Source organism: Mesorhizobium sp. USDA 4132, from assembly GCF_056279545.1.
Map to the genome: position 1 here is coordinate 2870154 of NZ_JBWCCP010000001.1, position 25329 is coordinate 2895482.

General features: G+C 60.6%; 27 protein-coding genes and 1 tRNA gene. 15 read left to right on the top strand and 13 right to left on the bottom strand.

Annotated features, from left to right (window positions below; genetic code table 11):
• Positions 1-41: 41 nt before the first annotated feature.
• The 8 genes from ACZ9IU_RS14620 (at position 42) to ACZ9IU_RS14655 (ending at position 7149) form a co-directional block, all read left to right on the top strand.
• Complete coding sequence (locus ACZ9IU_RS14620; protein ID WP_038544090.1) at positions 42-2141, top strand: phage tail tape measure protein; 2100 nt, start codon at positions 42-44, stop codon at positions 2139-2141.
• Positions 2138-2602 carry a phage tail protein gene (locus ACZ9IU_RS14625; RefSeq protein WP_051899765.1) on the top strand — a complete coding sequence of 155 codons (465 nt, stop codon included), beginning with the start codon at positions 2138-2140 and terminating at the stop codon, positions 2600-2602. The genes ACZ9IU_RS14620 and ACZ9IU_RS14625 overlap by 4 nt, the downstream gene beginning before the upstream one ends.
• Positions 2599-2820 carry a tail protein X gene (locus ACZ9IU_RS14630; protein WP_038544092.1) on the top strand — a complete coding sequence of 74 codons (222 nt, stop codon included), beginning with the start codon at positions 2599-2601 and terminating at the stop codon, positions 2818-2820. Before ACZ9IU_RS14625 ends, ACZ9IU_RS14630 begins: the two co-directional genes overlap by 4 nt.
• Positions 2821-2824: 4 nt before the next feature.
• Positions 2825-3844, top strand: coding sequence for a phage late control D family protein (locus tag ACZ9IU_RS14635; protein WP_038544095.1), 1020 nt, complete (start codon positions 2825-2827; stop codon positions 3842-3844).
• Positions 3845-4000: 156 nt separating this feature from the next.
• Entirely contained in the window at positions 4001-4801 is an 801-nt protein-coding gene (locus ACZ9IU_RS14640; RefSeq protein WP_038544096.1) for a DNA adenine methylase, read from the top strand.
• 76 nt (positions 4802-4877) lie between these two features.
• Positions 4878-5714, top strand: a complete 837-nt coding sequence (locus tag ACZ9IU_RS14645) for a DUF5131 family protein (protein WP_051899766.1) — start codon at positions 4878-4880, stop codon at positions 5712-5714.
• Positions 5715-5744: 30 nt separating this feature from the next.
• A complete protein-coding gene (gene tcmP / locus ACZ9IU_RS14650; RefSeq protein ID WP_051899767.1) occupies positions 5745-6629 on the top strand; it encodes a three-Cys-motif partner protein TcmP in 885 nt (294 codons plus the stop codon).
• Between the two features lie 64 nt (positions 6630-6693).
• A complete protein-coding gene (locus ACZ9IU_RS14655; RefSeq protein WP_162182335.1) occupies positions 6694-7149 on the top strand; it encodes a hypothetical protein in 456 nt (151 codons plus the stop codon).
• A gap of 154 nt (positions 7150-7303) precedes the next feature.
• Here the strand turns inward: ACZ9IU_RS14655 and ACZ9IU_RS14660 are convergent.
• Positions 7304-7379, bottom strand: a tRNA-Ile gene (locus ACZ9IU_RS14660).
• Positions 7380-7621: 242 nt separating this feature from the next.
• Between ACZ9IU_RS14660 and ACZ9IU_RS14665 the strand changes: the two genes are divergently transcribed.
• Positions 7622-8371, top strand: a complete 750-nt coding sequence (locus ACZ9IU_RS14665; RefSeq protein WP_038544100.1) for an SIMPL domain-containing protein — start codon at positions 7622-7624, stop codon at positions 8369-8371.
• Positions 8372-8535: 164 nt separating this feature from the next.
• On the opposite strand, the gene ACZ9IU_RS14670 is transcribed toward ACZ9IU_RS14665, so the two are convergent.
• The 6 genes from ACZ9IU_RS14670 to ACZ9IU_RS14695 form a co-directional block, all read right to left on the bottom strand.
• The gene (locus tag ACZ9IU_RS14670) at positions 8536-8892 is read right to left on the bottom strand and encodes a hypothetical protein (protein ID WP_038544102.1); all 357 of its coding nucleotides are present in this window, start codon (positions 8890-8892) and stop codon (positions 8536-8538) included.
• A 153-nt stretch (positions 8893-9045) separates the two neighbouring features.
• Positions 9046-9468, bottom strand: coding sequence for a secondary thiamine-phosphate synthase enzyme YjbQ (locus tag ACZ9IU_RS14675; protein ID WP_038544104.1), 423 nt, complete (start codon positions 9466-9468; stop codon positions 9046-9048).
• An 81-nt stretch (positions 9469-9549) separates the two neighbouring features.
• A complete protein-coding gene (locus tag ACZ9IU_RS14680) occupies positions 9550-9903 on the bottom strand; it encodes a DUF1428 domain-containing protein (RefSeq protein ID WP_038544106.1) in 354 nt (117 codons plus the stop codon).
• A 148-nt stretch (positions 9904-10051) separates the two neighbouring features.
• Complete coding sequence (locus tag ACZ9IU_RS14685) at positions 10052-10450, bottom strand: DUF427 domain-containing protein (protein WP_038544107.1); 399 nt, start codon at positions 10448-10450, stop codon at positions 10052-10054.
• Between the two features lie 116 nt (positions 10451-10566).
• Positions 10567-11607: a zinc-dependent alcohol dehydrogenase family protein gene (locus ACZ9IU_RS14690; RefSeq protein ID WP_038544109.1), complete on the bottom strand. Its 1041-nt coding sequence runs from the start codon at positions 11605-11607 to the stop codon at positions 10567-10569.
• A 125-nt stretch (positions 11608-11732) separates the two neighbouring features.
• The gene (locus tag ACZ9IU_RS14695) at positions 11733-12860 is read right to left on the bottom strand and encodes a DUF930 domain-containing protein (protein ID WP_038544111.1); all 1128 of its coding nucleotides are present in this window, start codon (positions 12858-12860) and stop codon (positions 11733-11735) included.
• 205 nt (positions 12861-13065) lie between these two features.
• Here ACZ9IU_RS14695 and ACZ9IU_RS14700 point away from each other — a divergent pair, with 205 nt between their 5' ends.
• Genes ACZ9IU_RS14700 through ACZ9IU_RS14715 form a run of 4 tightly spaced genes read left to right on the top strand, consistent with a single transcriptional unit; the run spans position 13066 to position 14660 of the window.
• The gene (locus tag ACZ9IU_RS14700; protein WP_244447423.1) at positions 13066-13590 is read left to right on the top strand and encodes a TetR/AcrR family transcriptional regulator; all 525 of its coding nucleotides are present in this window, start codon (positions 13066-13068) and stop codon (positions 13588-13590) included.
• Between the two features lie 18 nt (positions 13591-13608).
• Positions 13609-13941, top strand: a complete 333-nt coding sequence (locus tag ACZ9IU_RS14705) for a DMT family transporter (RefSeq protein ID WP_437179056.1) — start codon at positions 13609-13611, stop codon at positions 13939-13941.
• A gap of 54 nt (positions 13942-13995) precedes the next feature.
• Entirely contained in the window at positions 13996-14238 is a 243-nt protein-coding gene (locus tag ACZ9IU_RS14710) for a type II toxin-antitoxin system Phd/YefM family antitoxin (RefSeq protein ID WP_038544116.1), read from the top strand.
• A complete protein-coding gene (locus tag ACZ9IU_RS14715) occupies positions 14238-14660 on the top strand; it encodes a type II toxin-antitoxin system VapC family toxin (RefSeq protein ID WP_038544119.1) in 423 nt (140 codons plus the stop codon). The genes ACZ9IU_RS14710 and ACZ9IU_RS14715 overlap by 1 nt, the downstream gene beginning before the upstream one ends.
• Positions 14661-14720: 60 nt before the next feature.
• Here ACZ9IU_RS14715 and rpoD read toward each other — a convergent pair whose 3' ends face one another.
• From rpoD to ACZ9IU_RS14735, 4 genes are all read right to left on the bottom strand, one after another.
• Positions 14721-16784 carry an RNA polymerase sigma factor RpoD gene (gene rpoD / locus ACZ9IU_RS14720; RefSeq protein ID WP_038544121.1) on the bottom strand — a complete coding sequence of 688 codons (2064 nt, stop codon included), beginning with the start codon at positions 16782-16784 and terminating at the stop codon, positions 14721-14723.
• Between the two features lie 415 nt (positions 16785-17199).
• Positions 17200-17547 (bottom strand): GFA family protein, encoded by a 348-nt coding sequence (locus ACZ9IU_RS14725; protein WP_038544123.1) that lies wholly within the window; start codon positions 17545-17547, stop codon positions 17200-17202.
• A gap of 89 nt (positions 17548-17636) precedes the next feature.
• Complete coding sequence (gene dnaG, locus ACZ9IU_RS14730) at positions 17637-19643, bottom strand: DNA primase (RefSeq protein ID WP_038544125.1); 2007 nt, start codon at positions 19641-19643, stop codon at positions 17637-17639.
• A 419-nt stretch (positions 19644-20062) separates the two neighbouring features.
• Positions 20063-20515 (bottom strand): GatB/YqeY domain-containing protein, encoded by a 453-nt coding sequence (locus ACZ9IU_RS14735; RefSeq protein ID WP_038544126.1) that lies wholly within the window; start codon positions 20513-20515, stop codon positions 20063-20065.
• Positions 20516-20839: 324 nt separating this feature from the next.
• On the opposite strand from ACZ9IU_RS14735, the gene carA reads away from it, so the two are divergent.
• Entirely contained in the window at positions 20840-22045 is a 1206-nt protein-coding gene (carA, locus tag ACZ9IU_RS14740; protein ID WP_038544128.1) for a glutamine-hydrolyzing carbamoyl-phosphate synthase small subunit, read from the top strand.
• A 99-nt stretch (positions 22046-22144) separates the two neighbouring features.
• Positions 22145-22495, top strand: a complete 351-nt coding sequence (locus ACZ9IU_RS14745) for a hypothetical protein (RefSeq protein ID WP_038544130.1) — start codon at positions 22145-22147, stop codon at positions 22493-22495.
• 25 nt (positions 22496-22520) lie between these two features.
• On the opposite strand, the gene ACZ9IU_RS14750 is transcribed toward ACZ9IU_RS14745, so the two are convergent.
• Together ACZ9IU_RS14750 and ACZ9IU_RS14755 are read right to left on the bottom strand one after the other, a co-directional pair.
• The gene (locus ACZ9IU_RS14750) at positions 22521-23918 is read right to left on the bottom strand and encodes an MATE family efflux transporter (RefSeq protein WP_051899768.1); all 1398 of its coding nucleotides are present in this window, start codon (positions 23916-23918) and stop codon (positions 22521-22523) included.
• A gap of 128 nt (positions 23919-24046) precedes the next feature.
• Positions 24047-25306: a TCR/Tet family MFS transporter gene (locus tag ACZ9IU_RS14755; protein WP_038544132.1), complete on the bottom strand. Its 1260-nt coding sequence runs from the start codon at positions 25304-25306 to the stop codon at positions 24047-24049.
• Positions 25307-25329 lie beyond the last annotated feature (23 nt).

Sequence of the window (25329 nt, forward strand, 5' to 3'; positions counted from 1 at the left end):
ACCTACGGCATGCTGTATGCCGGCCTGACCAGGGGCGCTAAATGAGCAATTTCGATGTCGGCCTCCGGCTCCGCCTGGACTACCAGAAGCGCAATGCCGAACAGGCCGAACGCGACCTGAAGGACATCAAGAAAGCCGCTGACCAGCTTGGCCACACCAACGCCGGCAGCCTCGACCGGAAGCTCGCGGACGTCCGGCGCGAGGCAGGCCGCGGCGAACAGGCGATCAGCCGGCTGGGCCGGGAGGCGCGGCAGCTCAATTCCGCCAGCACGGGCCATCTCGATCGGGAGATCAAGCAGCTCGGCGCCACAAGCAGAACCGCCCATCGAGATCTGTCTGCGCTTCGCCGTGAAGCCTCCAACCTTAGCCGTCTCAAAACGTCGCCTCTGAAAGAGATGGAGAGGCCGGCGGGTGCCCTCAACGCGACGATGGGGCTGCTCCAATCGAGCGCGGCGGGCGCATTCGGGGCGCTTGTCGCTTTCGCATCCGTCGACAATATCGTGCGCGGCCTGGAGCGCGCGAGCGACAAGTTCCGCGAGCTGAACCGAGCGGCAACTGACGTCGCGATCACCTTGGAGATGGCAAGTCCCGAAACTGTTGCCAAGATCTCGGAGTCGAACGAACGGCTCGGCATCCGCTATGGAAAGCCACAAGCCGAGGTCAATTCAGCCCGACAGCGTTACGCCGCCTCCGGTATCGGCCTGCAGAGCCAGGAGGCGATCCTCGATCCGACGATGAAAGCGGCGATGACCTACCGCACCGAGGGTGAAACCATCGCAGACGCGATGATTGCGGCGAAACAGAACCTGAAGATCCGTGACAACGAGGTTCCGGCGGCACTCGACATGATGGCGAAGGGCGCCAAGTTGGGAAGCTTCGAAGTCGGCGCAATGGCCAAGAACTTTCCCTCACTCGGCGCATATATGGCCGGTGCTGGGCGAACGGGCTTGAACGGCTGGGCCGAATTGATCGCCATGAGCCAGGTGGCTCGGACTACTTCCGGGAGCGAGGATGAGGCCGCGACCAACCTCAGAAACTGGCTTTCGAAGCTCTCTGCACGGGAGACCGTTCAGAACTTCGACAAAAAAGGCATCGATCTGGAGAAGGTTAAAAAGCAGGCCGAAAAGGAGGGCAAGTCTTACCCCATGGCTGTCCTCGACGAGGTGATGAAATCGACCAAGGGAGACGAGTTCCGGATCAATGAGCTGTTTGGCGATCAGCAGGCATTCCAAGCATTGAAGCCACTCCTGGATAACCGGCCGATGTTCGAGGAGTTCCTGTCTAAGATCCTTCACGAAAGCGCGGGCGGCGTCGACGCGGACGCAAAGAATGCGGCGAAGACGCCATATGAGCAGGCCGCCCGGCGAGGTGCCGCATTGGAGGCAACCGGCGTCAAGGCCGGCGAGGTATACGATCGCGTAACGTCGCCCTACGCCGACCGTGCGGTCCGGCTGATCAGCCCTGAATTCGATCGGCAACGGACGATCGAGGAGGAGCCCGAGCGCCTGAGGGAAGCGGCCGCACAGCGCCTGCAGATGGAAAATGAGGTTCTGCGCCTGCAGGGTAGCCAGAAGGACTCTGCCGATGGTGGGGCCGCTCTCGGTCCGGCGATTGCACGTCTGAAAGCCGAGATCCAAACGCTCCTGGAGGAGGAGGCGGCAATCATCGAGAACGCCCGCGCCGCCCGGGCCAAAGACGTCCAGCCCGAGACCGACAGCGGTGACCTGGGCAAAAGTACGGGCAAGATACCCATTCCGACTTCACGGCCGATCGAGCAGCAGCTCGGCAAGGACATGTCCGGAGCGGCCGCCACATCAATGGACGGTTATATCGAACAGCTGAAGGTCGAAGGTGGGAAGGCTGAAGCGGAGGCACAGGGCATCGCTGAGCGCATCAAGGCCTGGCTCGGCTTCACGGTCAGCCCGACGATATCGCCCAATTTCGTGCCGCCGTCCGCCACGCCAACAGCCGGGGGCGAAAAGCAATCGTCGATCGCGCCGGTCTCCAACAGCAAAGTGACCCAATACATCAGCTCGCCGAACTCGAAGATGGCGGCCATCAGGGCACGGCGCGAACAGGGCCGAGCAATCCGCCTCGCTATGGCCGGCGCCTACGACGATCTGGGGAGCAGGCCAGCATGAGCGTCTTTCAGCCCAATGGCGCCTTGCTGTCGATCGGCGGCGCCATTCTCTACACGATCGGCCTTAACCCGCAGCGGCTTTCCTATTCGAGCGAAGTCCGTTTCCCCGCTCACCCGATTGCCGCCGGCATGACCTACCAGAAGACCGGCGCCGGCGCCGAGACGGTGACGATTGAGGCGAAGACCCTGCCACATGTGTTCGGCGGCCTGGACGCTTACGCGATCCTGAAGGCTCACCATCGATCGCAGGCGGCCGTTCCCTTCATCCGGTTGCGTGGAAACTACCTCGGCGAAGCCAGCGGGCTTTGCGTCATCGAGAGCCTCGAAAGTGACGAGGAGCGCCTGCATCCGTTCGACGGCGTCGGCCGCGAGGTCGAGGTCACGATCGGGCTGATCATGCTGCCCGCGTCCCTGGGCGGCTTTGCCCGAAACCTGATCACCGGCATTGGAGGGCTGCTTTGACCGCCTATACCGTCTCCTATGGCGGCGAGCGCCTCGATCGCATCGCCCGCAAGACACTCCAGACAGAGCAGCAGGGCGCGGTTGATGCCATCCTGCAAGCAAACCCCGGTCTGGCGGCGATCGCTTTCTCCGGTGTGGTGGAAGCTGACACCGTGATCCAGATCCCCGAGGATTTCGCACCGGCGCCGGCCGAGACGTTCACGCTGGCTTGGGAGTGACATCGTGAAGAAGCCGGCCGTCCGCATCATCGGGCAAGGTGGAACCGACCTTATTCCAGGTTGGCTTCAATCCTTGACCCAAGTCTCTTTCACCGACAACGACGGCGGTGACGCTGATGATCTCGAAATTGAGTTCGCGGTGTCCGCTCCGTTCCCTGCCAGCCCTGCAGAAGGCACTCGCTATCAGCTGTTCTATGGCTGGGAGGGCGGGCCGCTGCGAAACGGCGGGCAGTTCACCTATCAAAGCGACAGCCTCACAGGTGATGCAGAGAGCGGCTATCTGATGAAGATCATCGCCCGATCGGCGGACTTTGTCGATGCGGACAAGGCCTCCGATACCGAACATTTCGAGAAGACGACGGTCGGTGAGATCGTCAACCAGGTCGCGTCGAAGACGGGAAAGACCGCGATCGTAGACCCGGAGATCGCGTCGATCGAGATCCCGTACCGGCTTCGGTACAATCAATCGGCCGTCGGCTTCGTCAAAGAGATGGCCGAGGAGTTTGGCGGAACGCTCAAGCTGGCGGGCGGAAAGATGCTGATGCCCAAGCGGAGCGGCGGAAAGAGCGCTTCTGGTCTGGAACTGCCGGCGATCGCTGTCACCTTCGACCAGGTCATCTCGTTCGAGATCTCGTCGGAAGGTCGCGGCAAGTTCAAGGATGTCGAGGCACCGTATTTCGATCCGATGGATGGCGTTCAGAAGCTCTCAAAGGCGGCCAGCATTGGCGACCTGTCTCGCTTCCTCGGGTTACATCCAGCACGCTCGGCCGAGGAAGCCGGTCACGCCAGCAAAGCCCAGGCCGGCGAACTCGGACGAGGCACGATCTCGGGCAGCGTCACGATGGAGGGCAGCGACGGGGCGATGGCAGGAGCGCCTGTGAACCTGTCAGGGTTTGGCGCCAGCCGGGACGGCCTCGACCTGGTCGCGTCGTCGATCCAGCACGAATGGAGCTTCGACGAGGCAGGCGGCTGGTTGATGACGATCGAACTGGCGAACAAGAAGCAGGGGTCCAATAGCATGTAATTCCCGCCCGGTTAAACCGGGCGGCCAGGGTGCAGAAACACCCAAGCGACGGGCCTCAGTTTGGCGACCAGACCCGTCCGACAGCAAGTTTGCACAACCGTCGCACCCGTACCCTGCAGGGCCGGGCTTGTGTGACTGAGTCGTGAGCTTTTTGACATGGTGAATTTCCGGCCGATCGAGCCGACCAATCCCGCCGCGCCATACATAGGCGGCAAACGCATCCTCTCTAAGAAGGTCATCCGGCGGATCAATCAGATCCCGCACGACGCCTACGCAGAACCCTTTGTCGGCATGGGCGGCGTTTTCCTGCGCCGTGACCAGCAGCCGAGGATGGAAGTGATCAACGACATCAACGGCGATGTCGCCAACCTCTTCCGCATCCTGCAGCGGCACTATCCGCAGTTCCTGGACACGCTCCGTTTCCAGATCACCTCCAGACGCGAGTTCGATCGGCTGGCACGCACTGATGCCTCAACGCTCACCGACCTGGAGCGCGCCGCGCGCTTCCTCTACCTTCAGCGTCTGACCTTCGGAGGTAAGGTGCGAGGTCAGACCTTCGGCGTTTCGATGCTCGGCGGACGCTTCAATCTGATGAAACTTGCACCGCAGCTCGAAGAGATCCACGAGCGCATGGCAGGTGTCGTCATTGAGAACCTGCCGTGGCGAGCCTTCATCGAGCGCTACGATCGGCCGAGCACGCTCTTCTACCTCGATCCACCCTACTGGGGCAGCGAGGACGACTATGGAAAAGCGGTATTCAGCCAGGCAGACTTCGCTGAGATGGCTGAGGTGCTCCGCCGGATCAAAGGTCGTTTCATCCTGTCTTTGAACGCCGTCCAGGGTGTCTTCGAAACCTTCTCAGGGTTTGAGATCGAGGAGGTCGACTGCACCTATTCTATTGCCGGCGGCGGCCATGGCAAAGAAGTGAAGGAGGTAATTATCTGCGGTTCCTTTTGAGCGAAAGGTTTACCGTTTGGTGAGAACAAAGGATGATTGTACCTTACGAGCAGGTGATTTGCGGAGGCAGCAACCAATGGCAATGAATTCCGCGATCGAGTGGACAGACCACACTTTCAACCCTTGGACAGGTTGCACGAACATCAGTCCCGGCTGCGACAATTGTTACGCTGAAGCATGGTCCAAGCGATCGGGACACGTTAAATGGGGCAACTCGCCACGAAAGAGGACGACCGAGAGTTATTGGAAGGCTCCTCATATCTGGCAAGCGAAAGCCGCTCAGTTCGCTGCTCTGAATGGCAGACGCCAGCGGGTGTTCTGCGCTTCACTCGCTGATGTTTTCGACAACCAGGCCGATCCCGCGTGGCGAACAGATCTCTTCGACGTGATACGGCAGACGCCCGCTTTGGATTGGCAACTCCTCACAAAGAGACCTCAGAACATCCGAAAAATGCTTCCCCCGGATTGGGGGAACCAAGGATACCATAATGTCTGGCTGGGTTTCACAGCAGAGGATCAGGTTCGCTTCGATCAGCGCAAGCGGTTCATCAGAGAGATCCCAGCTACCGTCTGGTTTGTTTCATATGAGCCTGCAATTGGACCGCTTCGTCTCAGCGAAGCGGACCCAAAGCCAAACTGGTTGATCAGCGGCGGCGAGAGCGGGCATGGTTCACGGCCGATGATCAGCCAGTGGGCCAGGGACATTATCACCGACTGCAGACGTCATGGCATTCCAATTCTGCACAAGCAGTGGGGAGCGTATGGAAACAACCCGCTCGTCCAGGAGCTTGGCCTGGACATCGCTTCAGCCAAAGTACAGGATCCTTACGGCAAGGGCGGTGGTTTGGTAGACGGCGAACTTATCCGGGAATTCCCGGTTAACCGCTCCGTTTCCGCATCCAATGCCGCTTGACGAATCGGTCCCTATGCCATGCCATGAAGCATGGCCAAACATCCCGAACTATTCTCGAACCTAGGCGAGCAACGTTCCCCTCTGAAGATGAGGCGGGACGCCGAACATAAAGTCTGGACCGAGAATAAGGCCCAGCTAATAGCAAGATATCTCCGGTATTTCGTTTTTATTACCAAACACGGCGCATACATCGACGGGTTCGCAGCCCCAAAAGATCCCGACAACCCTGATAGCTGGGCTGCCAAACTTGTTGTTGAGAGCGAGCCCAAATTCCTCCGACAGTTTTTCTGGTGCGAATTGGAGGTAGATCGCGCCAAGTATCTCACAGACCTCCAGAGTCAGCAGCCTCCTTCCAAACCGGCCCGAAAATATCAGGTGCTGATCGGTGACTTCAATCAAAGCATCGATGGTATTTTATCGAGCGGGATCATCACAGATAAGACTGCCACCTTCTGTCTTGTTGACCAGTACATGTGTGAATGTGAATGGGCGACGCTTCAGAAGCTCGCTCGGCACAAAGGTCCAGGGCACAACAAAATCGAGATCTTTTACTTCCTTGGAGTTGGCTGGCTAGCTCGTGGGCTCTCAGGTTTCACTCGTAACACCGACATTCCGGAGAAATGGTGGGGCCGGAAGGACTGGACGAAGCTGCAGAAGCTCGGCGCAACTCCGCTTCAAATGGCTTTCGAAGACCGTTTCAAGAATGAACTTGGGTATCGGAACGTTTACTCATTTCCCATCTACGAGCATGAGGGCCAGAGCGGCAAACATATGTTCACAATGATCCACGCATCTGATCATGACGAAGCGCCTCGGTTGATGCAGAGAGCCTACCGGAACGTTATGAAGCCGCTGGAACCGGAGGAGCAGCTAGAAATGGAACTAGCGCACCAACTCGACAACGGGGCGCGATAGCGTGGCGCAGGTCGACTACGATTCTCTAGCGGGCATCCTACGGCTTGCGGAGGCAGGAAACGCGTTGAACACCTTCGCGGTCGAGGTGCTCACCTATCACGCCGCTCTGGAGTTGGAAGTAGATGCGGTGCTGAAGAAGCTACTTCCGTTTGCCGAAAAAATCACTGAGGGCAGAGGGCGACTGGGCTTCCAGCATAAGGTTTCTGTGCTGGGCGCCGCATGGCTAGGCAAGCCCGCAAGTGCTGATAAGCTCACGGTAGCACTCATCCGCTTTAATGATCTCAGGAACGCCGTCGCCCACAATGATGGCAAACAAGTGCGCGCCTGTATGGAGGGCCTGCGGAAGGCATGTCGATCGATTGATAAGGACCTACCGGCTGACGCATCAATATTAGCCCTGTCTCAAGCCATTTGCGCCTACATGGGAGACGAAAATCTGGCGAAGATGCTGAAGCTCTTAGAGATCTTGGACGAGATTGTGAATGTCAGAATGCCAAAGGCTCTAGGCGGTAAAAAATAAATCCACTGAAGCGTGAGGTCGGCAAACAACCGTCGCGCCCGGCTACAGCGATTTTGCAAAACCAAGTGTCAAAACTGCAGAATCTCGCGTCCGGCTACACCGGTGAGACAAATCGAGGAAAAAACGATGGAAAAACAACGTCCGAAGACAAAAATGGTGGGCCCGGAGGGACTCGAACCCCCAACCAAGCGGTTATGAGCCGCCGGCTCTAACCATTGAGCTACAGGCCCGCCGATCCGGCAGAAGTGGGGCGCAATGGTCCGCCCTCACCCGGAGGTTCGCTCTAACGTAATTCATCGGAAGCCACAAGCCGTTGCCGCAATAGCTTCACAATCAACCGGCAGGTAGGCTCGTCTGGCGCGAATATGCCGAGCCGATTCCCGGTTGGATCTGTTCGCGGGGTAGATGCAACATGACGGGCGGGTCGAGGGAGAAACGTCCCTTCCGCCCGGACAGATCGGGGAGAACATCCATGCGCGCTGCGCTTTCGTCGTCACGTATCGTCCTTGCAGCCACATTTGCCGGTGCGATCGCCATTTCTTCTGCGGGTCAGGGTTTTGCCCAGGATGTCCGTCCCCGCGAACCGGTCATCAATGTGCTCGGCGAAGGTCAGGCCTCCGTGGCGCCCGACATGGCCATCCTGACGCTTGCGGTGGTTCGCAACGGCCAGACGGCGCAAGCCGCGCTTTCGGCCAGCAGCGGCGCCATGAAGGATGTGCTGTCGGCCCTCAAGAGCGACGGCATCGCCGATCGCGATATCCAGACCAGCAATTTCTCGATCTACCCGCAATACCGCCAGCCCGAGGCGAAGAACGGCGTCATGCAGCCGCCGCAGGTCATCGGTTACGAGGTTTCCAACACTTTGACCCTCAAGGTCCGCGATCTCGAGAAGCTCGGCGGCCTGATCGACCGTTCGGTGAAGCTCGGCGTCAACCAGGGCGGTCAGATCACCTTCACCAACGACAAGCCGGACGACACGATGACGGAGGCCCGCAAGAAGGCGGTCGCTGAGGCGCTTGCCAAGGCAAAGACGCTGACGGAAGCGGCCGGCGTCAAGCTCGGGCGGATCCTGGAAATTAGCGAGAATTCCATGCGCCCCGCACCCCAGCCGATGATGCGCATGGCGATGGCCAAGGACATGGCCGCCGAGGCAGTTCCGGTCGCCGGCGGCGAAAACACCTATACGGTGACCGTCAACGTCACCTTTGCCCTCGAGCAATAATGACGGGTTGTCGAACAGAGCCGGACGCCCTTCCCAATGGCGCCCGCCCCCGTCCGGCAGATAAGGCGAAAAATAAAACGCCCCCACCAGATCGTCAGACCTGGTGGGGGCGCTTGTCCTCCGTCAACGGGCGATGGAGACGGAAGGGCTCTTTGGGTTAAAGCCTAGCGGCGGATGACCGGGCAGCCGCGCTCGTTGGCGAACAGAATGCGCTCCGGACCCCGATAACCGAAGCCGGCGACGACCACGACGCGGCGGCCGGCATCCACGACGCGGGCGCGGCGCAGGCCCATGCGGCTTGCCTTTTCTTCTGCCAGCCCCGGAGCGCAACCGCGCGGACCGCGATCCGGACGCCAGTCGCGATCACCGCCGCGATCCTGACGCCAATCGCGGTCACGGTCGCGATACTGCACCCGGATGGCGAAGTCCGGGCCGGCGGCAGCAGCCACCGGGGCCGTTGCGGAAAGGCCGGTGAAGGCGATGAGAGCGGCCGCGCCGGCTTTGACAATCATGCTGGTCATAAAATGGTTCTCCGAAATCCGGGCCGGGTTTCGCGGCCCCCAAGGTAATTGTTCTCGCCTTCCCCAGCGATTGGCGCGACCCTAGCCCAAGGGATCTGAACAACATCCTAACCGGTCATTCAGCCGGTATTCATATCCTGCTTAAAGCCGGAATCATGGTGAAAGATGCAGCACGACCTGGCGGACATGCGGCTGGTCGCGATGCTCGAAGAGGTAGATGCCCTGCCAGGTACCGAGCATCAACCGGCCGTCCTGGACGGGAACGCCGAGCGAGGTGGCGGTCAACGCCGCCTTGATATGCGCCGGCATGTCGTCCGGCCCTTCGGTCGTGTGGGTGACCCAGCGCATTTGGGGATCGGTGGTCGGCGGCACCAGACGGGAGAAGAAGGTCTTCAGGTCTCGTCGGACATCCGGGTCGGCATTTTCCTGAATGATCAGGGAGCAGGACGTATGACGCACGAACACCGTAAGCAACCCCTCGCCCACTTGCGTGCGGCGCAAGAAATCCTGCGCCGTATCGGTGAATTCGTAGAGCCCCTGGCCGCTTGTGGAGATCGAAATCATGGTCTGGGACATGGAGGGATCCTTTATCGGCGAAGGCGCCAGCAGCAGAAATAGAAGCGCCGACAGTGAGACGGCACTCCTATCACCGGCGGTCTACAATGTCAGGAAGGGCTCGAAGCCGCCGAAGATCATCCGTTTGCCGTCGAAGACCTGCGTCCACTCGTTTCCGGAGAACCGCTCGTCCTTCATCACCCTGGCATTGATCTCGTCCCGGCGGGCCCGGCTTTCATAGGTGATCCAGGAGAAGATGACCGTCTCGTCCTCCTTGGCCTGCACGGCCCGCGGAAACGAGGTGAGTTCCCCATAAGGCACGTCGTCGGCTAAGCATTCCACATAGGACAACGCGCCGTTTTCCATCCACACGGCGCCGGCTACGCGCGCCATGTCCTTGTAGCGTTCGAGATTGGCCTTGGGCACGGCAAGAATAAACCCGTCGACATAAGGCATGGTTTTCCTCCTTGGTTGGGTCACACCCCAAGGACGTGGGAATAACAGCGTAGTCGACAAGGGCAGAGGATTTTTCTTCACCCTTCAGGTTTTCTCCCGCACAAGCTCCGAAGGGCGGCAAGCGCGCGCTCGACCGCCCATCCGCCTGTCAGAACTGACCTGCTTCAGGCGCGCCAAGCTCCTCGAGGGAATCGACCCGGTCCGGATAGAAGGCGACATGTTCCTTGATCCCGGAGACGGCTTCGTAAGGGTTCTCATAGGACCAGATGGCATTCTTCGAACGTTCGCCGCCAGCCGGAATGCTGAAATAGGAAGCCTCTCCCTTATACGGGCAATAACTCTGGTGGTCGGTCCGCTCAAGGAGCGACATATCCACATCTTTCCGCGGGATATAGTGGACCGGCGGATAGGAGGACTCGCGCAAGGTCAGCGAATTGACGCTGTCGGCGATCACCCTGCCGCCGAGCTTCACGACCACCCGCGAGGGGTTATGCTCGACGGTGATCGGATGATCCGGCCCTGGAATTTTCTGTGCCCTGACATTCATGGTTCGTCCTTTCGGGTTCGACGCATGTGTTCGATATAGGGCGCCCCAAACCGTCACCCAAGCGGCCGAAGCGGAATGCTCCGGCCATCGACGGCGAACAATCGCCGCGTCGCCCGTCAGAACGTGGTGATCACGCTGATGCCCGGCGTTTCGGATCTGTCCAACGTCATCAGGCCGGGCACTGCCTCTTCCAGGCTGATCCGCTTGGCGATCAGCTGCTGCGGCTTCATCTTGCCGGCCTTCAGCATGGCAAGCATCGCGTCGTAACGCCAGGCCTGCATGCCGTGGCTGCCATAGATTTCCAACTCGTGGCCGATCACCTGTGCCATCGGGATCGAGGGTGCGGCGTGCTCGCCGAGCATCAGCCCGACCTGCACATGCCGGCCGCGGCGGCGGAGATTCTTGATCGAATTGAAGCAGGTGACCGGATGGCCGAGCGCGTCGATCGACACATGCGCGCCACCCCCGGTGATCTCGCGAACCGCCTCAACGACATCGGCGACCGTGCTCGCATTGATGGTTGCGACCGCACCGCATTGGCGGGCGAACGCCAGCTTGTCTTCGGAAAGATCGATGCCGATCGCGTTCGCTCCAAGCGCCGTGGCGATCATGATCGCCGACAGGCCGACGCCGCCGCAGCCATGCACCGCGACCCAGTCGCCAGGCCCGGTGCGGGCCTGGTCGGCAACCGCTCGAAAAGAGGTCGCGAACCGGCAGCCGAGGCTCGCCGCCGTCGCATCGTCGATTTCTTCGGGCAGGTGCACGAGATTGGTGTCGGCATAGTCGATCGCCACATATTCGGCGAACGAGCCCCAATGGGTAAAGCCCGGCTGGAACTGGTTGGGGCAAACCTGCTGGTTGCCGGAATGGCATTCAGAACAATGGCCGCAGCCCGACACAAACGGCACCGTCACCCGATCGCCGATCTTGAAGCGCATGACGCCCTTGCCGGTCGCCATCACCTTGCCGGCCAGCTCATGGCCCGGCACGTGCGGCAGCTTTATATCCGGATCGTGCCCCATCCAGCCATGCCAGTCGCTGCGGCAGAGCCCGCTCGCGCCGACCTTGACCACGACACCGTCAAATGTCGGCTCCGGATCGGGAACATTGCGGATTTCCGGCGCCTTTTCAAAGGCATCGTAGAACATGGCTTTCATGGCAGGCCTCATCTTGAATGTGGCCGCAGCATAGTCGACGCGGATCGAGGGTCAATCAACCCAAGCGGAGCCTTTTGTGATACCTGCGTCGGCTATATCACGATTAGGCGGTGCCGGGACGTTCCTCACAATTCCGGAAAACCGCGCTTGCGCCACTCGCTTTGCGGCACCGGCGCGCCGATGTCGAATGCAAAGGACACGATCTTGGTTGCGTTGTCGTCGACCTCGCAGCGGAAACTCAGGTCGTACCACTGCGCATTGGCCCGGAACGCACCCCGCCTGACTTCGAGAACAGTGCCGCTCGGCAGACGATAGGCCGGCAGCATTTCCGGTCTGTAGGATTGAGCGGAATGTCGCAGCTGCTCGCGAAGTTCCGTCGCGCAGAGCTGGCCGGCGCGCACCCCTCGCGGCACATCGCCCATCGCCGTCGTGGCAATAGCATCGCCCGTTTCGCTCTGCGAAAACAGCGTCTTCGCCTCGGTCAGTTCGACCGGCTTGCCGGGGGTCGGCGTCTTGGACGGGTCGCTCTTGGGCGACGCGGTTGGCGGCGCCGTCACGATCTCGGTCTTGGTCGCATCCGGCGAGGTGCCGGCAATGGGACCGTTCTGCAATCCGTTGGCTGCCGCAATGCCGACCTCAGGCAGATGGATATCGTCCGGCACCGGATTGGCCGGTGGTGCCTCCACGACGGTAGGCGTTTCCTTCGCCTGCTTTACCGGTTCGACGGATTTCGCTTCCGCCTTGCTCTCGGCAGGTGGGTTGGTCGTTTCCTTCGATGCATTACCGGTCAGAGACTTCTTCGGCCCGGCATCCTTCTCACCGAATTCAACGACGGGGCGCAGAACCGGCAAAGGCTGCTTCTTGGCCTCCTCGGCGGGCTTTTCCTCAGGCGTCGGCGGAGGCGGCGGTGGCTCCTGCTTTTTCGCCTCCTCCTGCTTTGGCGGCGGGGGCGGCGGGGGTGGAGGCTCCGCCTTCTTAGCCTCTTCCTGTTTTGCAGGTTCCGGAGGTTTCTTCTCCTCCGGTTTCGCCTCCTCGGCCTTCTTTTCCTCGGGCTTCTTCTTCTCTTCCGGTTTCTTCTCGGGCTCTTCCGGCGGAGGCACGATTTCGACCTGGACGGTCTCCTCCTTCTGCGGCTCGGAGGAATCGGCCGGCAGGTGCAAGAACAGGGCCGCCACGAAAACGACATGCACTAGGATGGAGGCAGGAATGCCCCATCTTATGTCGCCGCGCGGCTTTCCAGATAAATCCGTCATGGCAGCGGATGTAAGATGGAAAGCCGGCCGGATCGAGTCCCCGAATGATCAAAACAACGCAAAATCCAGCTTTCCGGGAGCGAGTTGCGCTGCCGCCCCTCTCCGCCATGGGATTTGGAAGGAATTTGCCGTTGCAAACAAACCGACCATACGGTATGTTTAATTCATGTCGAAAGCTCACAGACGCGAAAAACAACCCGAACAAGTGCGGCGATCCCTCCTGGATCATGCGGCGCGATGCGCCGTTTCCGAAGGTCTCGCCAGCCTCACCCTGCAGGCGGTCGCCGATGCGGCCTCCATCACCAAGGGCGGGTTGCTGCATCATTTTCCGAGCAAGCAGGCTTTGATCGAAGCCGTCTTCGAAGACCTCCTCGGCAAGCTCGATATGGAAATCGACCGGCTGATGAGCGAGGACGAAACCGATCGGGGCCGGTTCACGCGCGCCTATGTCGACGCCTTTTTCCAGGTGACCCGCGACGGACCTGAAAGCCCCTGGGCGGCGCTGTCGATCTCCTGCATGACCGATCCGCGGCTCAGGCAAATCTGGTCGGAATGGATGCGCGATCGGCTCGCGCAACATGCGCAGACCGACAGTCATCCGACCTTCAAGCTCGCGCGTTACGCCGCCGACGGCATCTGGCTTGCCAATCTCATGGAGGCGGACGGTTTACCGGCAAAAGAACTCGCCGAACTCCGCGACCAGTTGCATAACCTCACGAAACAAGAGTAACGAAAAATGAACCCGGCAATCCTCACCTACGGCTCGCTTGCCGGTGCAATCGTGCTGGAAGTCATCGGCACGACCTTCCTGCAGCAGAGCCAGCAGTTCACCCGCGCATTGCCGACCATCCTGATGGGGCTGTGCTACGGGACCGCCTTCTATCTCCTGTCGATCGCATTGCGCACCCTGCCGGTCGGCATCGCCTACGCGATCTGGAGCGGCCTCGGCATCGTGCTGATCTCGGCCGTCGGCCTGATCCTGTTCCGCCAGACCCTGGATACTGCCGCCATGATCGGCCTCGGCCTGATCATCTCCGGCGTCGTGGTGGTCAACGTGTTTTCGAGCTCGGTCGGGCATTGATTGCGGAAACGACGCTTCGGACGTATATTTGCAGGGATTGATCAGGAGATCACCATGACTGCGATCACTCTGGCGGAAGCAAAAGAAAAACTCGGCGAATTGATTGACCGCGTCGCCCAAGGCGAAACGGTTGAGATTACACGCGACGGACTGGCAGTCGCGCAGCTTGCGCCTCCGCGGTTGAGAAAGCAGCCGATCGACTTCGAGATGCTCAAGGCGATCCGAGAGAAAATGCCTCCGCAAAGTGAAGACGCCGGAACATTCATGCGACGTTTCAGGGACGACGAGCGCTACTGATGTTCTACATCGATACATCAGCCCTGATTGCTTTGCTGGTGGGAGAGACATCCGTCGAAAGAGTGCTCGACTGGTTTGCGAAGAACGGAGACCGGCGAACTCTCGTCAGCGAGTGGACAATCACCGAGTTTTCGTCCGCACTCTCGGTGAAAGCGAGACACGAACGAATGCCCCAGGAACTGCGGCAACTGGCACTGGCGGGATTCAATCGCATGGCCTCTCAATCCCTCGAAATACTCCCGATATTCTCTCGCCATTTCGTCGCGGCCGCGCGGCTCGCCGACGATATCGACGTTGGCCTCCGCTCGGGCGACGCACTGCATCTCGCCGTCGCAATGGAAGCCGGCGCGGAAATCATTACGCTGGACAAGCGGTTCGCTTCCGCGGCAAACGCCCTCGGCGGGCGCAGCATCCTCCTGTAACGGAAAAACCCAGCCTGCTCTCGCAAACCGGGTCTCTGATTTTCCAACCGCTGAAACCGCTCAGCTATCCAGGAAGCTCCGCAGCTTGCGGCTGCGGCTCGGATGCTTGAGCTTGCGCAGCGCCTTGGCTTCGATCTGACGGATACGTTCGCGGGTAACCGAGAACTGCTGGCCGACTTCTTCGAGCGTGTGGTCGGTGTTCATGCCGATGCCGAAGCGCATGCGCAGCACGCGTTCTTCACGCGGGGTGAGCGAGGCGAGAACACGGGTCGTGGTTTCGCGCAGGTTCGCCTGGATGGCGGCGTCGATCGGCAGAAGGGCGTTCTTGTCCTCGATGAAATCGCCGAGATGGCTATCCTCTTCGTCACCCACCGGGGTTTCGAGCGAGATCGGCTCCTTGGCGATCTTCAGGACCTTGCGGACCTTTTCGAGCGGCATGGCGAGCTTTTCGGCCAGTTCTTCCGGGGTCGGCTCGCGGCCGATCTCGTGCAGCATCTGGCGCGATGTGCGGACGATCTTGTTGATCGTCTCGATCATGTGCACCGGAATACGGATCGTGCGGGCCTGGTCGGCGATCGAACGGGTGATCGCCTGACGAATCCACCACGTCGCATAGGTCGAGAACTTGTAACCGCGACGGTATTCGAACTTGTCGACCGCCTTCATCAGGCCGATATTGCCTTCCTGAATGAGGTCGAGGAACTGCAGACCGCGGTTCGTGTACTTCTTGGCGATCGAGATGACGAGGCGAAGGTTCGCTTCGACCATTTCCTTCTTGGCGATACGCGCTTCACGCTCGCCCTTCTGCACCATCGAGACGATCCGGCGGAATTCGGCGATCGAGATGCCGGTTTCCGTCGCAAGGTTCTGGATCTCCTGGCGGATATCGCGGATCGTCGTGTTCTCGGCGCGCGCGAACTCCTTCCAGCCGCGGGCGGCCAGATTGGCGATCGACTTCATCCAGTTCGGATCGAGTTCCGCACCCTGGTACTGTTCGAGGAAACTATCACGCTTGACGCCGTAGGATTCGGCGAGACGCAACAGGCGGCCCTCGTTCTGCATCAGGCGCTTGGAGATGTCGTAGAGTTGCTCGACCAGAGAATCGACGCGGTTCTGGTTGAGCGACAGCGACTTCACCGCGGTGATCAGCTCGTCCTTGAGTTCCTTGTAACGGCGCTCCTGGGCGGACGACAGCGTACCGGTTGCCGCCAGACGCTGCTCGACCTGCTGGTCCTGCAGCTTGCGCAGCTTCTTGTAGGTGTCGGCGATCGTGTCGAGCGTCTCCATGACCTGCGGACGCAGCTCGGCTTCCATCGCGGCAAGAGAAAGGCTCGACTCGTCGTCGTCCTCTTCCTCTTCCTCGAGGTTCATGCCTTCGCCGCCGACGGCGGTGATGTCGTCGTCATTGGCCGCGGAGAACCGAGCCTTGCGGGTCTTTTCCTTTTCTTCGGCAGCCTTGCGGTCGGCCTCGATCTTTTCCGGGCTCTGGAACTGCGGCGCAGCCTTGGCTTCGGGACCAGAATAGGTCGTTTCGAGATCGATGATCTCGCGAAGCAGCGTCGTGCCTTCGTTCAGTTCGTCACGCCAGATGATCAACGCCTGGAAGGTCAGCGGGCTCTCACAGAGCCCCGCGATCATCGTTTCGCGGCCGGCCTCGATGCGCTTGGCGATCGCAATTTCGCCTTCGCGCGACAGAAGCTCGACGGAGCCCATTTCGCGCAGATACATGCGCACCGGGTCGTCGGTACGGTCGGTCGGCTCTTTCTTCTTCGCAGTCGCGAGCGCGGTGCTGGAGGTGGTGGCGATTTCGCCGCCTTCGCTCTCGTTATCGTCGCTGTCGCCGTCAGCATCATCGTCGCTGGCGGTGGCTTCTTCTGCCTCTTCGTCTTCGACGACGTTGATGCCCATGTCCGACAGCATCGCCATCGTGTCTTCGATCTGCTCGGAGGTGACTTCCTCCGACGGAAGGACCGAATTCAGCTCGTCCATGGTCACATAGCCGCGCTTCTTGGCGGCTTTGATCATCTTCTTGACGGCGTCGTCAGAAAGGTCGAGAAGCGGACCGTCGTGCGAGCCTTCGCGTTCGTTCTCAGCTTCTTCGTTTTCTTTGACTTTTGTTGCCATGTATTTAGTCACTTTCCCTGAACGCCACTTTCGCCGCGCTTCGTGGCCACCGGCTGAAGACGGGTTTGACCGCCTTTGCCGCGAATCACTGTCCAACACGTAACGGAATGACCTTTAATTCCCGATTACCATTCGGCGGCCGTTTTTGACTCAGGACCGTCCTACTAGAGGATCACCGGTCATGTTCGGTGCTATTGACCCACTCCGCCTATTTTGCCTGAAATGGTGATTCCCACAAATTAACGTTCCGTCAAGCTTTTCCATAGGTCATACCCAGGAAAAGTCGAAAATATGCCCTTTGAGGGGGTCTAATAGGGGTACGCTCACCAGATTTAACCGATATGTAGGCGGCAGGCCCTGAAAGACAAGGGTTTGCCTAGACATAAAGGTTTATGCTTTTGGTCCGGCATATTCCTTAGCGGGAAGCGCCGTCATACTGGGTTACCGTCAGTGTAGCAATGTCGATTTCCGGCACGCATCTCAGATTGATCGCCGCCATCTCCGTACCATTCGGCATCGTCGCCTCACTGAACGGCGCGATGCCGCAATAGGCGCAGAAGTAATGCGTGATCACATGCTTGTTGAACTGGTAGGAAGATAGTTTCTCCTGCGAGGTAGCGAGCTGGAACTGACTGCGCGGAACGAAAGCCAGCAACACCCCTTTGCGCCGGCAGAAAGAACAGTTGCACTCCATCGCCGTATCGAACTCGCCCTCCGCGTCGAAGGCGATATTGCCGCAATGACAGCTTCCGGTAATCCGCATCAAGCTCCCCGCTCAAGCGACTCGATGCCGCATAGGATAGAGCCACGTCATCATTCGGCAAGGGCAGGATTTCACCAGCCGCAGGTCCCTCAGCCGTGGCTAACGGCCGCCCCCTTTACCCGGCCGGAAAGCACGCCGAACCCGTCGATGATCGCTTCCTGGTTTTCCATGCGGAGAATTTCGAGCTGGACTTCCGACAGCGCACGTAGCAGCGGCTCGATCTCGCCGGCATCGCCCGCTTCCGTCGTTTCGGCGATTTCTCGCTCCAGATCGATCTTCTGGAGCCTGAGCGCCTTGGTGCGTTTGTGCAGCGACAGCGCCTGGCGATACCCCTCGCGGGCATCCTCCAGCGCGGCGATCTCGGTCGCAGTCCAGAGCCGCGCGTTGCGCACCTGCTGGTCCAGCGACTTCAGGATGACATCAAACCCCTCGCCGGCAAGCCGCTGCATCAGGTATTCGCGCGACAGGTTGGCGCCCGCAGTCGCGGCTGCCGGCAACATCGCCGACCAGAAGCGCTGCAGGTCGCGGTTCTCGAAATCGATCGCGGCGATCTCGTCATATTCCTCCAGCAGCAACTGGGGATGATTGACGATGGTCAGCGCCAGCACGCTTTCCCGCAGCGCTGGCAGGTCGCGGTAACCACGCACGAGACCAGAGCGCGCAAGCCGGTCGGAAACGCCGGCGGCCCTTCCCGCAGCACGCGGCCCCTGCGGCGGGCCACCCTGCCCCGGCCTGCCACCAGCACCGCCGCCGCGCTGAAAATTCTGGCGCCGATCATTGCCGCCGCGCTGAGCCGGCGCGAAGAAGCTGTTCAGCCGGTCGCGGATGGCCTGTTGGTAATGCCGGCGCACATTTTCGTCGGCGATGACGGAAACGATCTGCTTCAGCCGCGCTTCGAGTTCGGCACGCTTTTCCGGCGTATCGAAACTTGCCGATGCCGCTTCGCGCTGCCAGATCATCTCCACCAGCGGCTTTGCTTCGTTGAGCACCTTGTCGAAGGGCGCGCGGCCTTCATGGCGAACGAGATCGTCCGGATCCTTGCCATCGGGAAGCAGGGCGAAACGCACAGATTTTCCCGGTTTCAGGAACGGTAGCGCCAGATCCGCGGCACGGCTTGCTGCCCTGAGGCCGGCGCCGTCGCCGTCAAAGCAGAGCACCGGCTGGGGGGTCATCCGCCAGAGAAGCTCGAGCTGGTTTTCGGTAAGCGCCGTGCCGAGCGGCGCCACGGCATTTTCGACGCCCGCCTGGTGCAGCGCGATCACGTCCATATAACCTTCGACGGCGATGATCGTGCCTTCGCCCTGTCCGGGTTTGCCGACACCCTGAGCCCGTCGTGCCCGTGAAAAATTGTAGAGCACCTGCCCCTTGTGGAAGAGTTCGGTCTCGTTGGAATTCAGATATTTCGCCGGCGCATCCGGCGCCATGGCACGGCCGCCGAACGCGATCACCTTTTCCCGCGACGACAGGATCGGGAACATTATACGATCGCGAAAGCGGTCGTAGGAGACGGCGATCCCCTCCCCATGCACGACAAGGCCGCAAGCCTCGATCTGGTCCTTCGGCACGCCTTTGCCGGCCAGATGTTCTTTGAGCGCATTGCGGCTTTCCGGCGCATAGCCGAGGCGGAAGGTCTCGATGGTGCGGCCGGTCAGCCCGCGGTCGCGCAAATAGGCGCGCGCTTTCGCCCCGACGGCGCTCTGGAGCTGATCCTGGAAAAATTGCGTCGCCAGCTCCATGACGTCGAGCAGCGTCGTGCGTTCCTTCTCGCGCTTTTCGGCCTGGGGGTCCGGCTGCGGCATGGCGATGCCGGCCATGTCTGCGACAGTCTGCACCGCTTCGGGAAAACTCTGCCCTTCGAGATCGGTCAGGAACCGGAAATGGTCGCCTGTGACACCGCAGCCGAAGCAGTGGTATCGGCCCTTGCGGTCCTCGCAATGGAAGCTGGGGCTCTTCTCGCCATGGAAGGGGCAGCAGGCCCAGTAGTCGCCGCGCGAGACGTTGGTTTTCTTGCGATCCCACGTCACCCGCCGGCCGATCACGCCAGATATCGGCACGCGGTCGCGAATCTCGTCGAGAAAACTGTTGGAAAAGCGCATTTCTACCTCTTGGGGCCAGTTTCCATATAAGCGCAGGCTTTCAGGAAAGCCACCAACAAGGAAATTGCTGCCCGCTATTCACAGGCTGCTCCCGGACAGAGTCGCCACATCTTTCAGCGCCGACATTCGGCAAATTTTAGGCAAATCGCGAGCACGCAAAATTATCTTTTTGTAATTTGCAAGACAGCCGCGGCGGGACTTAGCTCTCCTTGAATTCGCAAGTGTCGGCGGTGTGTCCGGGGCGCTGCGAATCCAGCTCCTTCGCTCTTCGGACGGGGGTGTCGCAGTGTATCGCCGCGCCCCGGACCATCTCGCCGGCGGCAAGTCCGCAGTCGGCCGGCAAGATCCGAAAGAGCAAAAAGGCGGGAATCCGGTGACCGGATTCCCGCCTTTCGTTTACCGGCCTTAAAAAGGGCCGCCTACTTCAAAAGCTCTTTCACCACGCCGGAAGCCTTGGCGAAATCCATCTGGCCCGGATGCTTTTCCTTCAGCACCGCCATGACCTTGCCCATGTCGCGCAGGCCTTGGGCGCCGGACTCGGCAATCGCCGCCTTGATCAATTCCTGCACCGTCTCGTCCGAAAGCTGCTCGGGCATGAAACCCTTGATGACGTCGATTTCCTCGCGCTCCTGCGTTGCAAGTTCGGCACGGCCGGCGTCTTCGTAGATCTTCGCCGATTCCTCGCGCTGCTTCACCATCTTCTGCAGAATCTGCAGGATATCGTCGTCGCTGACCGGGTCCTTGCCGAGACCGCGATTGGCGATATCGCGATCCTTGATCGCAGTCTGGATCAGCCGCACGGTCGAAAGCCGGCGGGTTTCCCTGGCCCTCATGGCGTCCTTGAGCGCATCCGAAAGCTTGTCGCGCAACATCATTTTTCTCCTTGGGAAAAGCCTGGGCGCAGGCGTCGTGAATTGTGGCTTTTCCTTGGCATTCACACCGCTGTCATAGACGACGGGCCGGAGGCGATCAAATCAATTCGCCCAAATCCTTGAATCCGATGGCTTATAATCCCCATGGAATTCTTCGGCGCCGAGATTGACCACCTCGCCTGCTTTGTCTATTTTCCGGCACCTGCACGAGATTTAGAGGTTAGGGCTTGCGCCGGGATTCCGCGCGCCCGTCTCTCACGACCATAAATGGCCCTCGCAGCCTGTCTCTTCAAGGGACCGGACCGGTGAGGCAGAAGGATGGATATGACCGCGACCGCTCCCTGGACCACCAAGAAACCCACCGCATTGCTCGTTCTGGCCGATGGCACCGTGATCGAAGGAACCGGGATCGGCGCAACCGGCAAGGTGCCGGCCGAAGTGGTGTTCAACACCGCGCTGACCGGTTACCAGGAGATCCTGACTGACCCTTCCTATCTCGGCCAGATCGTCACCTTCACCTTCCCGCATATCGGCAATATCGGCACCAACGAAGAAGACGTCGAGGACCTGACGCCGGCAGCTCGCCGTGGCGCGGTCGGCACGATCTTCAAGGCCGACATCACCGAGCCTTCCAACTACCGCGCCTCTAAGGATCTCGACGGCTGGCTGAAAGCCCGCGGCATCATCGGCCTTTCGGGCATCGACACCCGCGCGCTCACCGCCTGGATCCGCCAGAACGGCGCACCGAACGCCGTCATCGCCCATGACCCCAACGGCGTCTTCGATATCGAGGCTCTGAAGGCCGAAGCCAGGGCATGGAGCGGGCTCGAAGGCCTCGACCTCGCCAAGGAAGCCACCTCCGGCCAGTCCTCGCAATGGAACCAGAAGCCCTGGGTCTGGAACGAAGGGTATGAAGACCTGAAGCCGGAAGACGCGAAATACCATATCGTCTGCGTCGACTACGGCGTAAAGCGCAACATCCTGCGCCTTTTCGCTGGCCTCGACTGCAAGGTGACGGTGGTGCCCGCCCAGACCTCTGCGGAAGACATCATGGCTCTGAAGCCGGATGGCATCTTCCTGTCGAACGGCCCGGGCGACCCGGCCGCGACCGGCGAATACGCCGTGCCGGTCATCAGGGACGTCATCAAGACGGATATCCCGACCTTCGGCATCTGCCTCGGCCACCAGATGCTCGGCCTGGCGCTCGGCGCCAAGACCGAAAAGATGCATCAGGGCCATCACGGCGCCAACCATCCGGTCAAGGACCACACCACCGGCAAGGTCGAGATCGTCTCGATGAATCACGGCTTCGCGGTGGATTCGAAGTCTCTGCCGCAAGGCGTTGAGGAGACTCACATTTCCCTCTTCGACGGCAGCAATTGCGGCCTGCGCGTCACTGGCAAGCAGGTGTTCTCGGTCCAGCACCATCCGGAAGCCTCGCCCGGCCCGCAGGACAGCCACTATCTCTTCCGTCGCTTCATCAACATGGTGCGCGAGAAGAAGGGCGAACCTGCCCTCGCCGAGCGCTGAATTCCGGCGCGCTTAAAAAATCCGCAGCCGCCTATTGACCTCAACATTGGTTGAGGTCCCATAAACGCCCCTGTTCAAGATCGAGCAGGGGTTTTTCATATGAGCGAAATACAGAATCGACGCATTTTTCGCGTCAACAGGTTTGCGGTCCCGGTCGAAGGGCGCGAAGAATTCATGGCGTTGGTTCACAGGACGCATAAGGTTATCCGCGCCCAGCCGGGCTTCGTCGACGACCTGATCCTGGAACAGGCTTCCAGCGCCGGACCGTTCAACGTCATCACCATCCTCCAGTTCGAAGGCGAGCACGCTCTTCAGCCGGTCATTGCCGCAGTCGCAAAATCCGATGAGGAGGCAGGCATCGATAGGCAGGCGTTGAGCCGACGCCTCGGCGTAGAGACCAATGTCGGCTTCTACCACAGGGCGGTTTTACAAGAGCTCCAACCGGCCTGACCAACAAAGACGGTCCGCTGGCTCTTCAGCGGGTCGTTCTGGCCTGGCGTCTCACCAGCAGCCAGAAGCGGCCGCAAAGCAGAACCGCGGCCGCTGCGAGGCCGGTGACGAAGCCAAACCAGACGCCCTCGCCGCGAAACCCGAGCGGGAACGCGAAGACCCAGGCGCAGGCGAAACCGATCGGCCAATAAGCGATCAGCGCCAGCACCATCGGCACCCTGGTGTCCTTGAGGCCACGCAGCAGGCTGGCCCCGACCACCTGCAGCCCGTCGACCAGCTGGAAAGCCCCGGCGATGACGATCAGCGGCACCGCCAATTTCAGCACGGTCGCGGCGTCCTCCTTGCGTGTATCCAGGAAGAGATTGCCGAAGAAGTGCGGGATCGTCGCATACAGCACGCTGCCGATTGTGGTGAACAGGACGCTGACCGCAAGCACGGCAAGCGCCGCCCGCTTGACGCCGAGAAGATCACCGCGGCCATTGGCCAGCCCGACGCGCACCGTCGCCACCTGCGACAGGCCGAGCGGGATCATGAAGGCGATCGCTGCGAGCTGCAGCGCGATGCCGTGGGCTGCGAGTTCCAGCTTGCCGATGATGCCCATCAGCAGGGAGGCAGCCGAAAACAGGCTGGTTTCCGCCAGAATGGTGAAGCTGATCGGCAGGCCGAGCACGACAATCTCGCGCACCATGCTCCAGTCCGGCCGCCAGAAGCGCACGAAGATCTCGTAAGCGCGCATCTTCGGCTGGCTTTCCACATAAAGGAGAGCGGCCACGAAACCGAACAGGTTGGCGGCGACGGAAGCGATTGCCGCCCCGTGCAGGCCCATTTCCGGTGCACCGAAATGACCGAAGATCAGCAGATAGGCAAGGCTGGCATTGATGAGGAACATCACGATCGTGACGTAAAGCACGATGCCGCCCTTCTCGAGCCCGGTGACGAAGCTTCGAAGCGCCATCAGCCCCAGCGCCGGGAAAATGCCCCATTGGGCGATGCGCAAATAGCTCTGTGCATTTGCCGCGACATCCGGCTGCTGCCCGAGCGCCAGAAGGATGGGTGCCGAGAACCACAGAATCGGCGCCGTCAGCACCCCGAACGCAAGCACGATCCACAGCCCCATGCGAACCGACCGACGCACCGAGCGGCTATCGCCATGCCCGAGCGCCTGCGCCACCATCGGCACCACGGCGCTGGTGAACCCGGTGCCGAAGATGAAGACCAGGAAGAACATCTGCGTGGCGAGCACCACGGAAGCGAGCTCGGTGGTGCCGAGCCAGCCGACCAGGATGACGTCGGTTGTATTGATCGCCATCTGCGCCAGCTGCGCCCCGACCAGCGGCACGCCGAGCGCAAGGGTCGCGCGCATATGTGCGGACCAGGAATTGTCCGTCACCGTCACAGCCATGGTGGTGGAAAGGCTCGACATGACACTCCTCCGCAGACGAAAAAAGCCGCTTCCAGAAACTGGCGAGCGGCGGATGACACAGCCTATAGAGGAGCATCATCCGTGCGGCAACACTTACAGGCGATCCAGCAGTATTTTTGGACGTTTCTTCAAGAAATCTGATGCGTGAGCTCGGTTTCGCGCCCAACCACCTGTGTTTTCCGTGAAATCCGGCTCAGGAACACCAAAATGGCACAAGCCATGAAAATCGCCGCCATCATGTATGGCGCACCCGCGAACTCCATTTTCGCATGCTCCCCCGTGAACGCGCTGAACAGCTGCGTGAAGATCGCCGGACCGACGATCGTCGTCAGGCTGGTGAGGCTCGTCATCGCGCCCTGCAGCTCCCCTTGGGCCGACGGCGGCACCTTGGCCGAAGCAATGCTGCGCAGCGCCGGATCGGCGACGTTCTCGATCGTCGTCACAAGGATGACGGCATAGACCATCCACCCCTGCCACGCGAAGGCATAACCGCTAAGGCCGAGGCAGCAGAAACAAAGCCCGAGCACCGCAGTCTTCCATTCGCCGAGCACAGGTACCAGTTTCGGCAGGATGAAGCCCATGACAAACGCGGCGCAGATACCGAACAGACCGAGCGACAGGCCGATCTGCCCCTCGCTCCAGCCGTAACGATAGGTGGACACAAAGGACCAGACGGACGGATAGACCGCGTGTGCCAACCAATAGAGGAACATCACCAGCATGATCCAGCCGATGCCCGGATAGTGGCGCATCTGGCGCAGCGCACCGAGCGGATTGGCGCGCTTCAACTCGAACTTGCGGCGGTTCGCCTTGTCGAGCGTCTCCGGCAGCAGGAACCAGGAAGCGACGAAATTGGCAAGCGACAAGAGCCCGGCGCCAAGGAACGGCACACGCGGCCCGAGTTCGCCGAGCAGCCCTCCGATCACCGGCCCGACCGTGAAACCGACGCCGAAGGCGATCCCGATCAGGCCAAAGTTCTTGGCGCGATTTTTCTCATTGCTGATATCGGCAATATAGGCCGAGCAGGTGGCAAAACTGCCGCCGGAAATACCGGCCAACACACGACCGACGAACAGCATCCAGAAACTGGTGGCGGCCGCGCAGATCAGGTTGTCGAGGGCGAAGGTGAGGACCGAGGCGAGCAGGATTGGCCGCCGGCCGAAACGGTCGCTGAGGTTGCCGAGCAGCGGCGCAAACAGGAACTGCATGCCGGAATAGATAAGCAGCAGCCAGCCGCCGTCCACGGCCGCCGCACTCATGTCGTCGCCGGTCAGCTCGCGCAGGAAGGTCGGCAGCACCGGCATGATGATTGCGATCCCGATGATATCCAGAAACAGGATCATGAAGACGAGGAAAAGGCCTCGGCGGACAAATTTCGGGTCGAGCATTAAATGTCTCTCTAGCAATGGTG

Coding starts and splice junctions, on each gene's coding strand:
- ACZ9IU_RS14620 (WP_038544090.1), top strand. CDS start 42: ATGAGCAATTTCGATGTCGGCCTCCGGCTCCGCCTGGACTACCAGAAG.
- ACZ9IU_RS14625 (WP_051899765.1), top strand. CDS start 2,138: ATGAGCGTCTTTCAGCCCAATGGCGCCTTGCTGTCGATCGGCGGCGCC.
- ACZ9IU_RS14640 (WP_038544096.1), top strand. CDS start 4,001: ATGGTGAATTTCCGGCCGATCGAGCCGACCAATCCCGCCGCGCCATAC.
- ACZ9IU_RS14645 (WP_051899766.1), top strand. CDS start 4,878: ATGGCAATGAATTCCGCGATCGAGTGGACAGACCACACTTTCAACCCT.
- tcmP (WP_051899767.1), top strand. CDS start 5,745: ATGGCCAAACATCCCGAACTATTCTCGAACCTAGGCGAGCAACGTTCC.
- ACZ9IU_RS14665 (WP_038544100.1), top strand. CDS start 7,622: ATGCGCGCTGCGCTTTCGTCGTCACGTATCGTCCTTGCAGCCACATTT.
- ACZ9IU_RS14670 (WP_038544102.1), bottom strand. CDS start 8,892: ATGACCAGCATGATTGTCAAAGCCGGCGCGGCCGCTCTCATCGCCTTC.
- ACZ9IU_RS14675 (WP_038544104.1), bottom strand. CDS start 9,468: ATGTCCCAGACCATGATTTCGATCTCCACAAGCGGCCAGGGGCTCTAC.
- ACZ9IU_RS14680 (WP_038544106.1), bottom strand. CDS start 9,903: ATGCCTTATGTCGACGGGTTTATTCTTGCCGTGCCCAAGGCCAATCTC.
- ACZ9IU_RS14685 (WP_038544107.1), bottom strand. CDS start 10,450: ATGAATGTCAGGGCACAGAAAATTCCAGGGCCGGATCATCCGATCACC.
- ACZ9IU_RS14690 (WP_038544109.1), bottom strand. CDS start 11,607: ATGAAAGCCATGTTCTACGATGCCTTTGAAAAGGCGCCGGAAATCCGC.
- ACZ9IU_RS14695 (WP_038544111.1), bottom strand. CDS start 12,860: ATGACGGATTTATCTGGAAAGCCGCGCGGCGACATAAGATGGGGCATT.
- ACZ9IU_RS14710 (WP_038544116.1), top strand. CDS start 13,996: ATGACTGCGATCACTCTGGCGGAAGCAAAAGAAAAACTCGGCGAATTG.
- ACZ9IU_RS14715 (WP_038544119.1), top strand. CDS start 14,238: ATGTTCTACATCGATACATCAGCCCTGATTGCTTTGCTGGTGGGAGAG.
- rpoD (WP_038544121.1), bottom strand. CDS start 16,784: ATGGCAACAAAAGTCAAAGAAAACGAAGAAGCTGAGAACGAACGCGAA.
- ACZ9IU_RS14725 (WP_038544123.1), bottom strand. CDS start 17,547: ATGCGGATTACCGGAAGCTGTCATTGCGGCAATATCGCCTTCGACGCG.
- dnaG (WP_038544125.1), bottom strand. CDS start 19,643: ATGCGCTTTTCCAACAGTTTTCTCGACGAGATTCGCGACCGCGTGCCG.
- ACZ9IU_RS14735 (WP_038544126.1), bottom strand. CDS start 20,515: ATGTTGCGCGACAAGCTTTCGGATGCGCTCAAGGACGCCATGAGGGCC.
- carA (WP_038544128.1), top strand. CDS start 20,840: ATGACCGCGACCGCTCCCTGGACCACCAAGAAACCCACCGCATTGCTC.
- ACZ9IU_RS14745 (WP_038544130.1), top strand. CDS start 22,145: ATGAGCGAAATACAGAATCGACGCATTTTTCGCGTCAACAGGTTTGCG.
- ACZ9IU_RS14750 (WP_051899768.1), bottom strand. CDS start 23,918: ATGTCGAGCCTTTCCACCACCATGGCTGTGACGGTGACGGACAATTCC.
- ACZ9IU_RS14755 (WP_038544132.1), bottom strand. CDS start 25,306: ATGCTCGACCCGAAATTTGTCCGCCGAGGCCTTTTCCTCGTCTTCATG.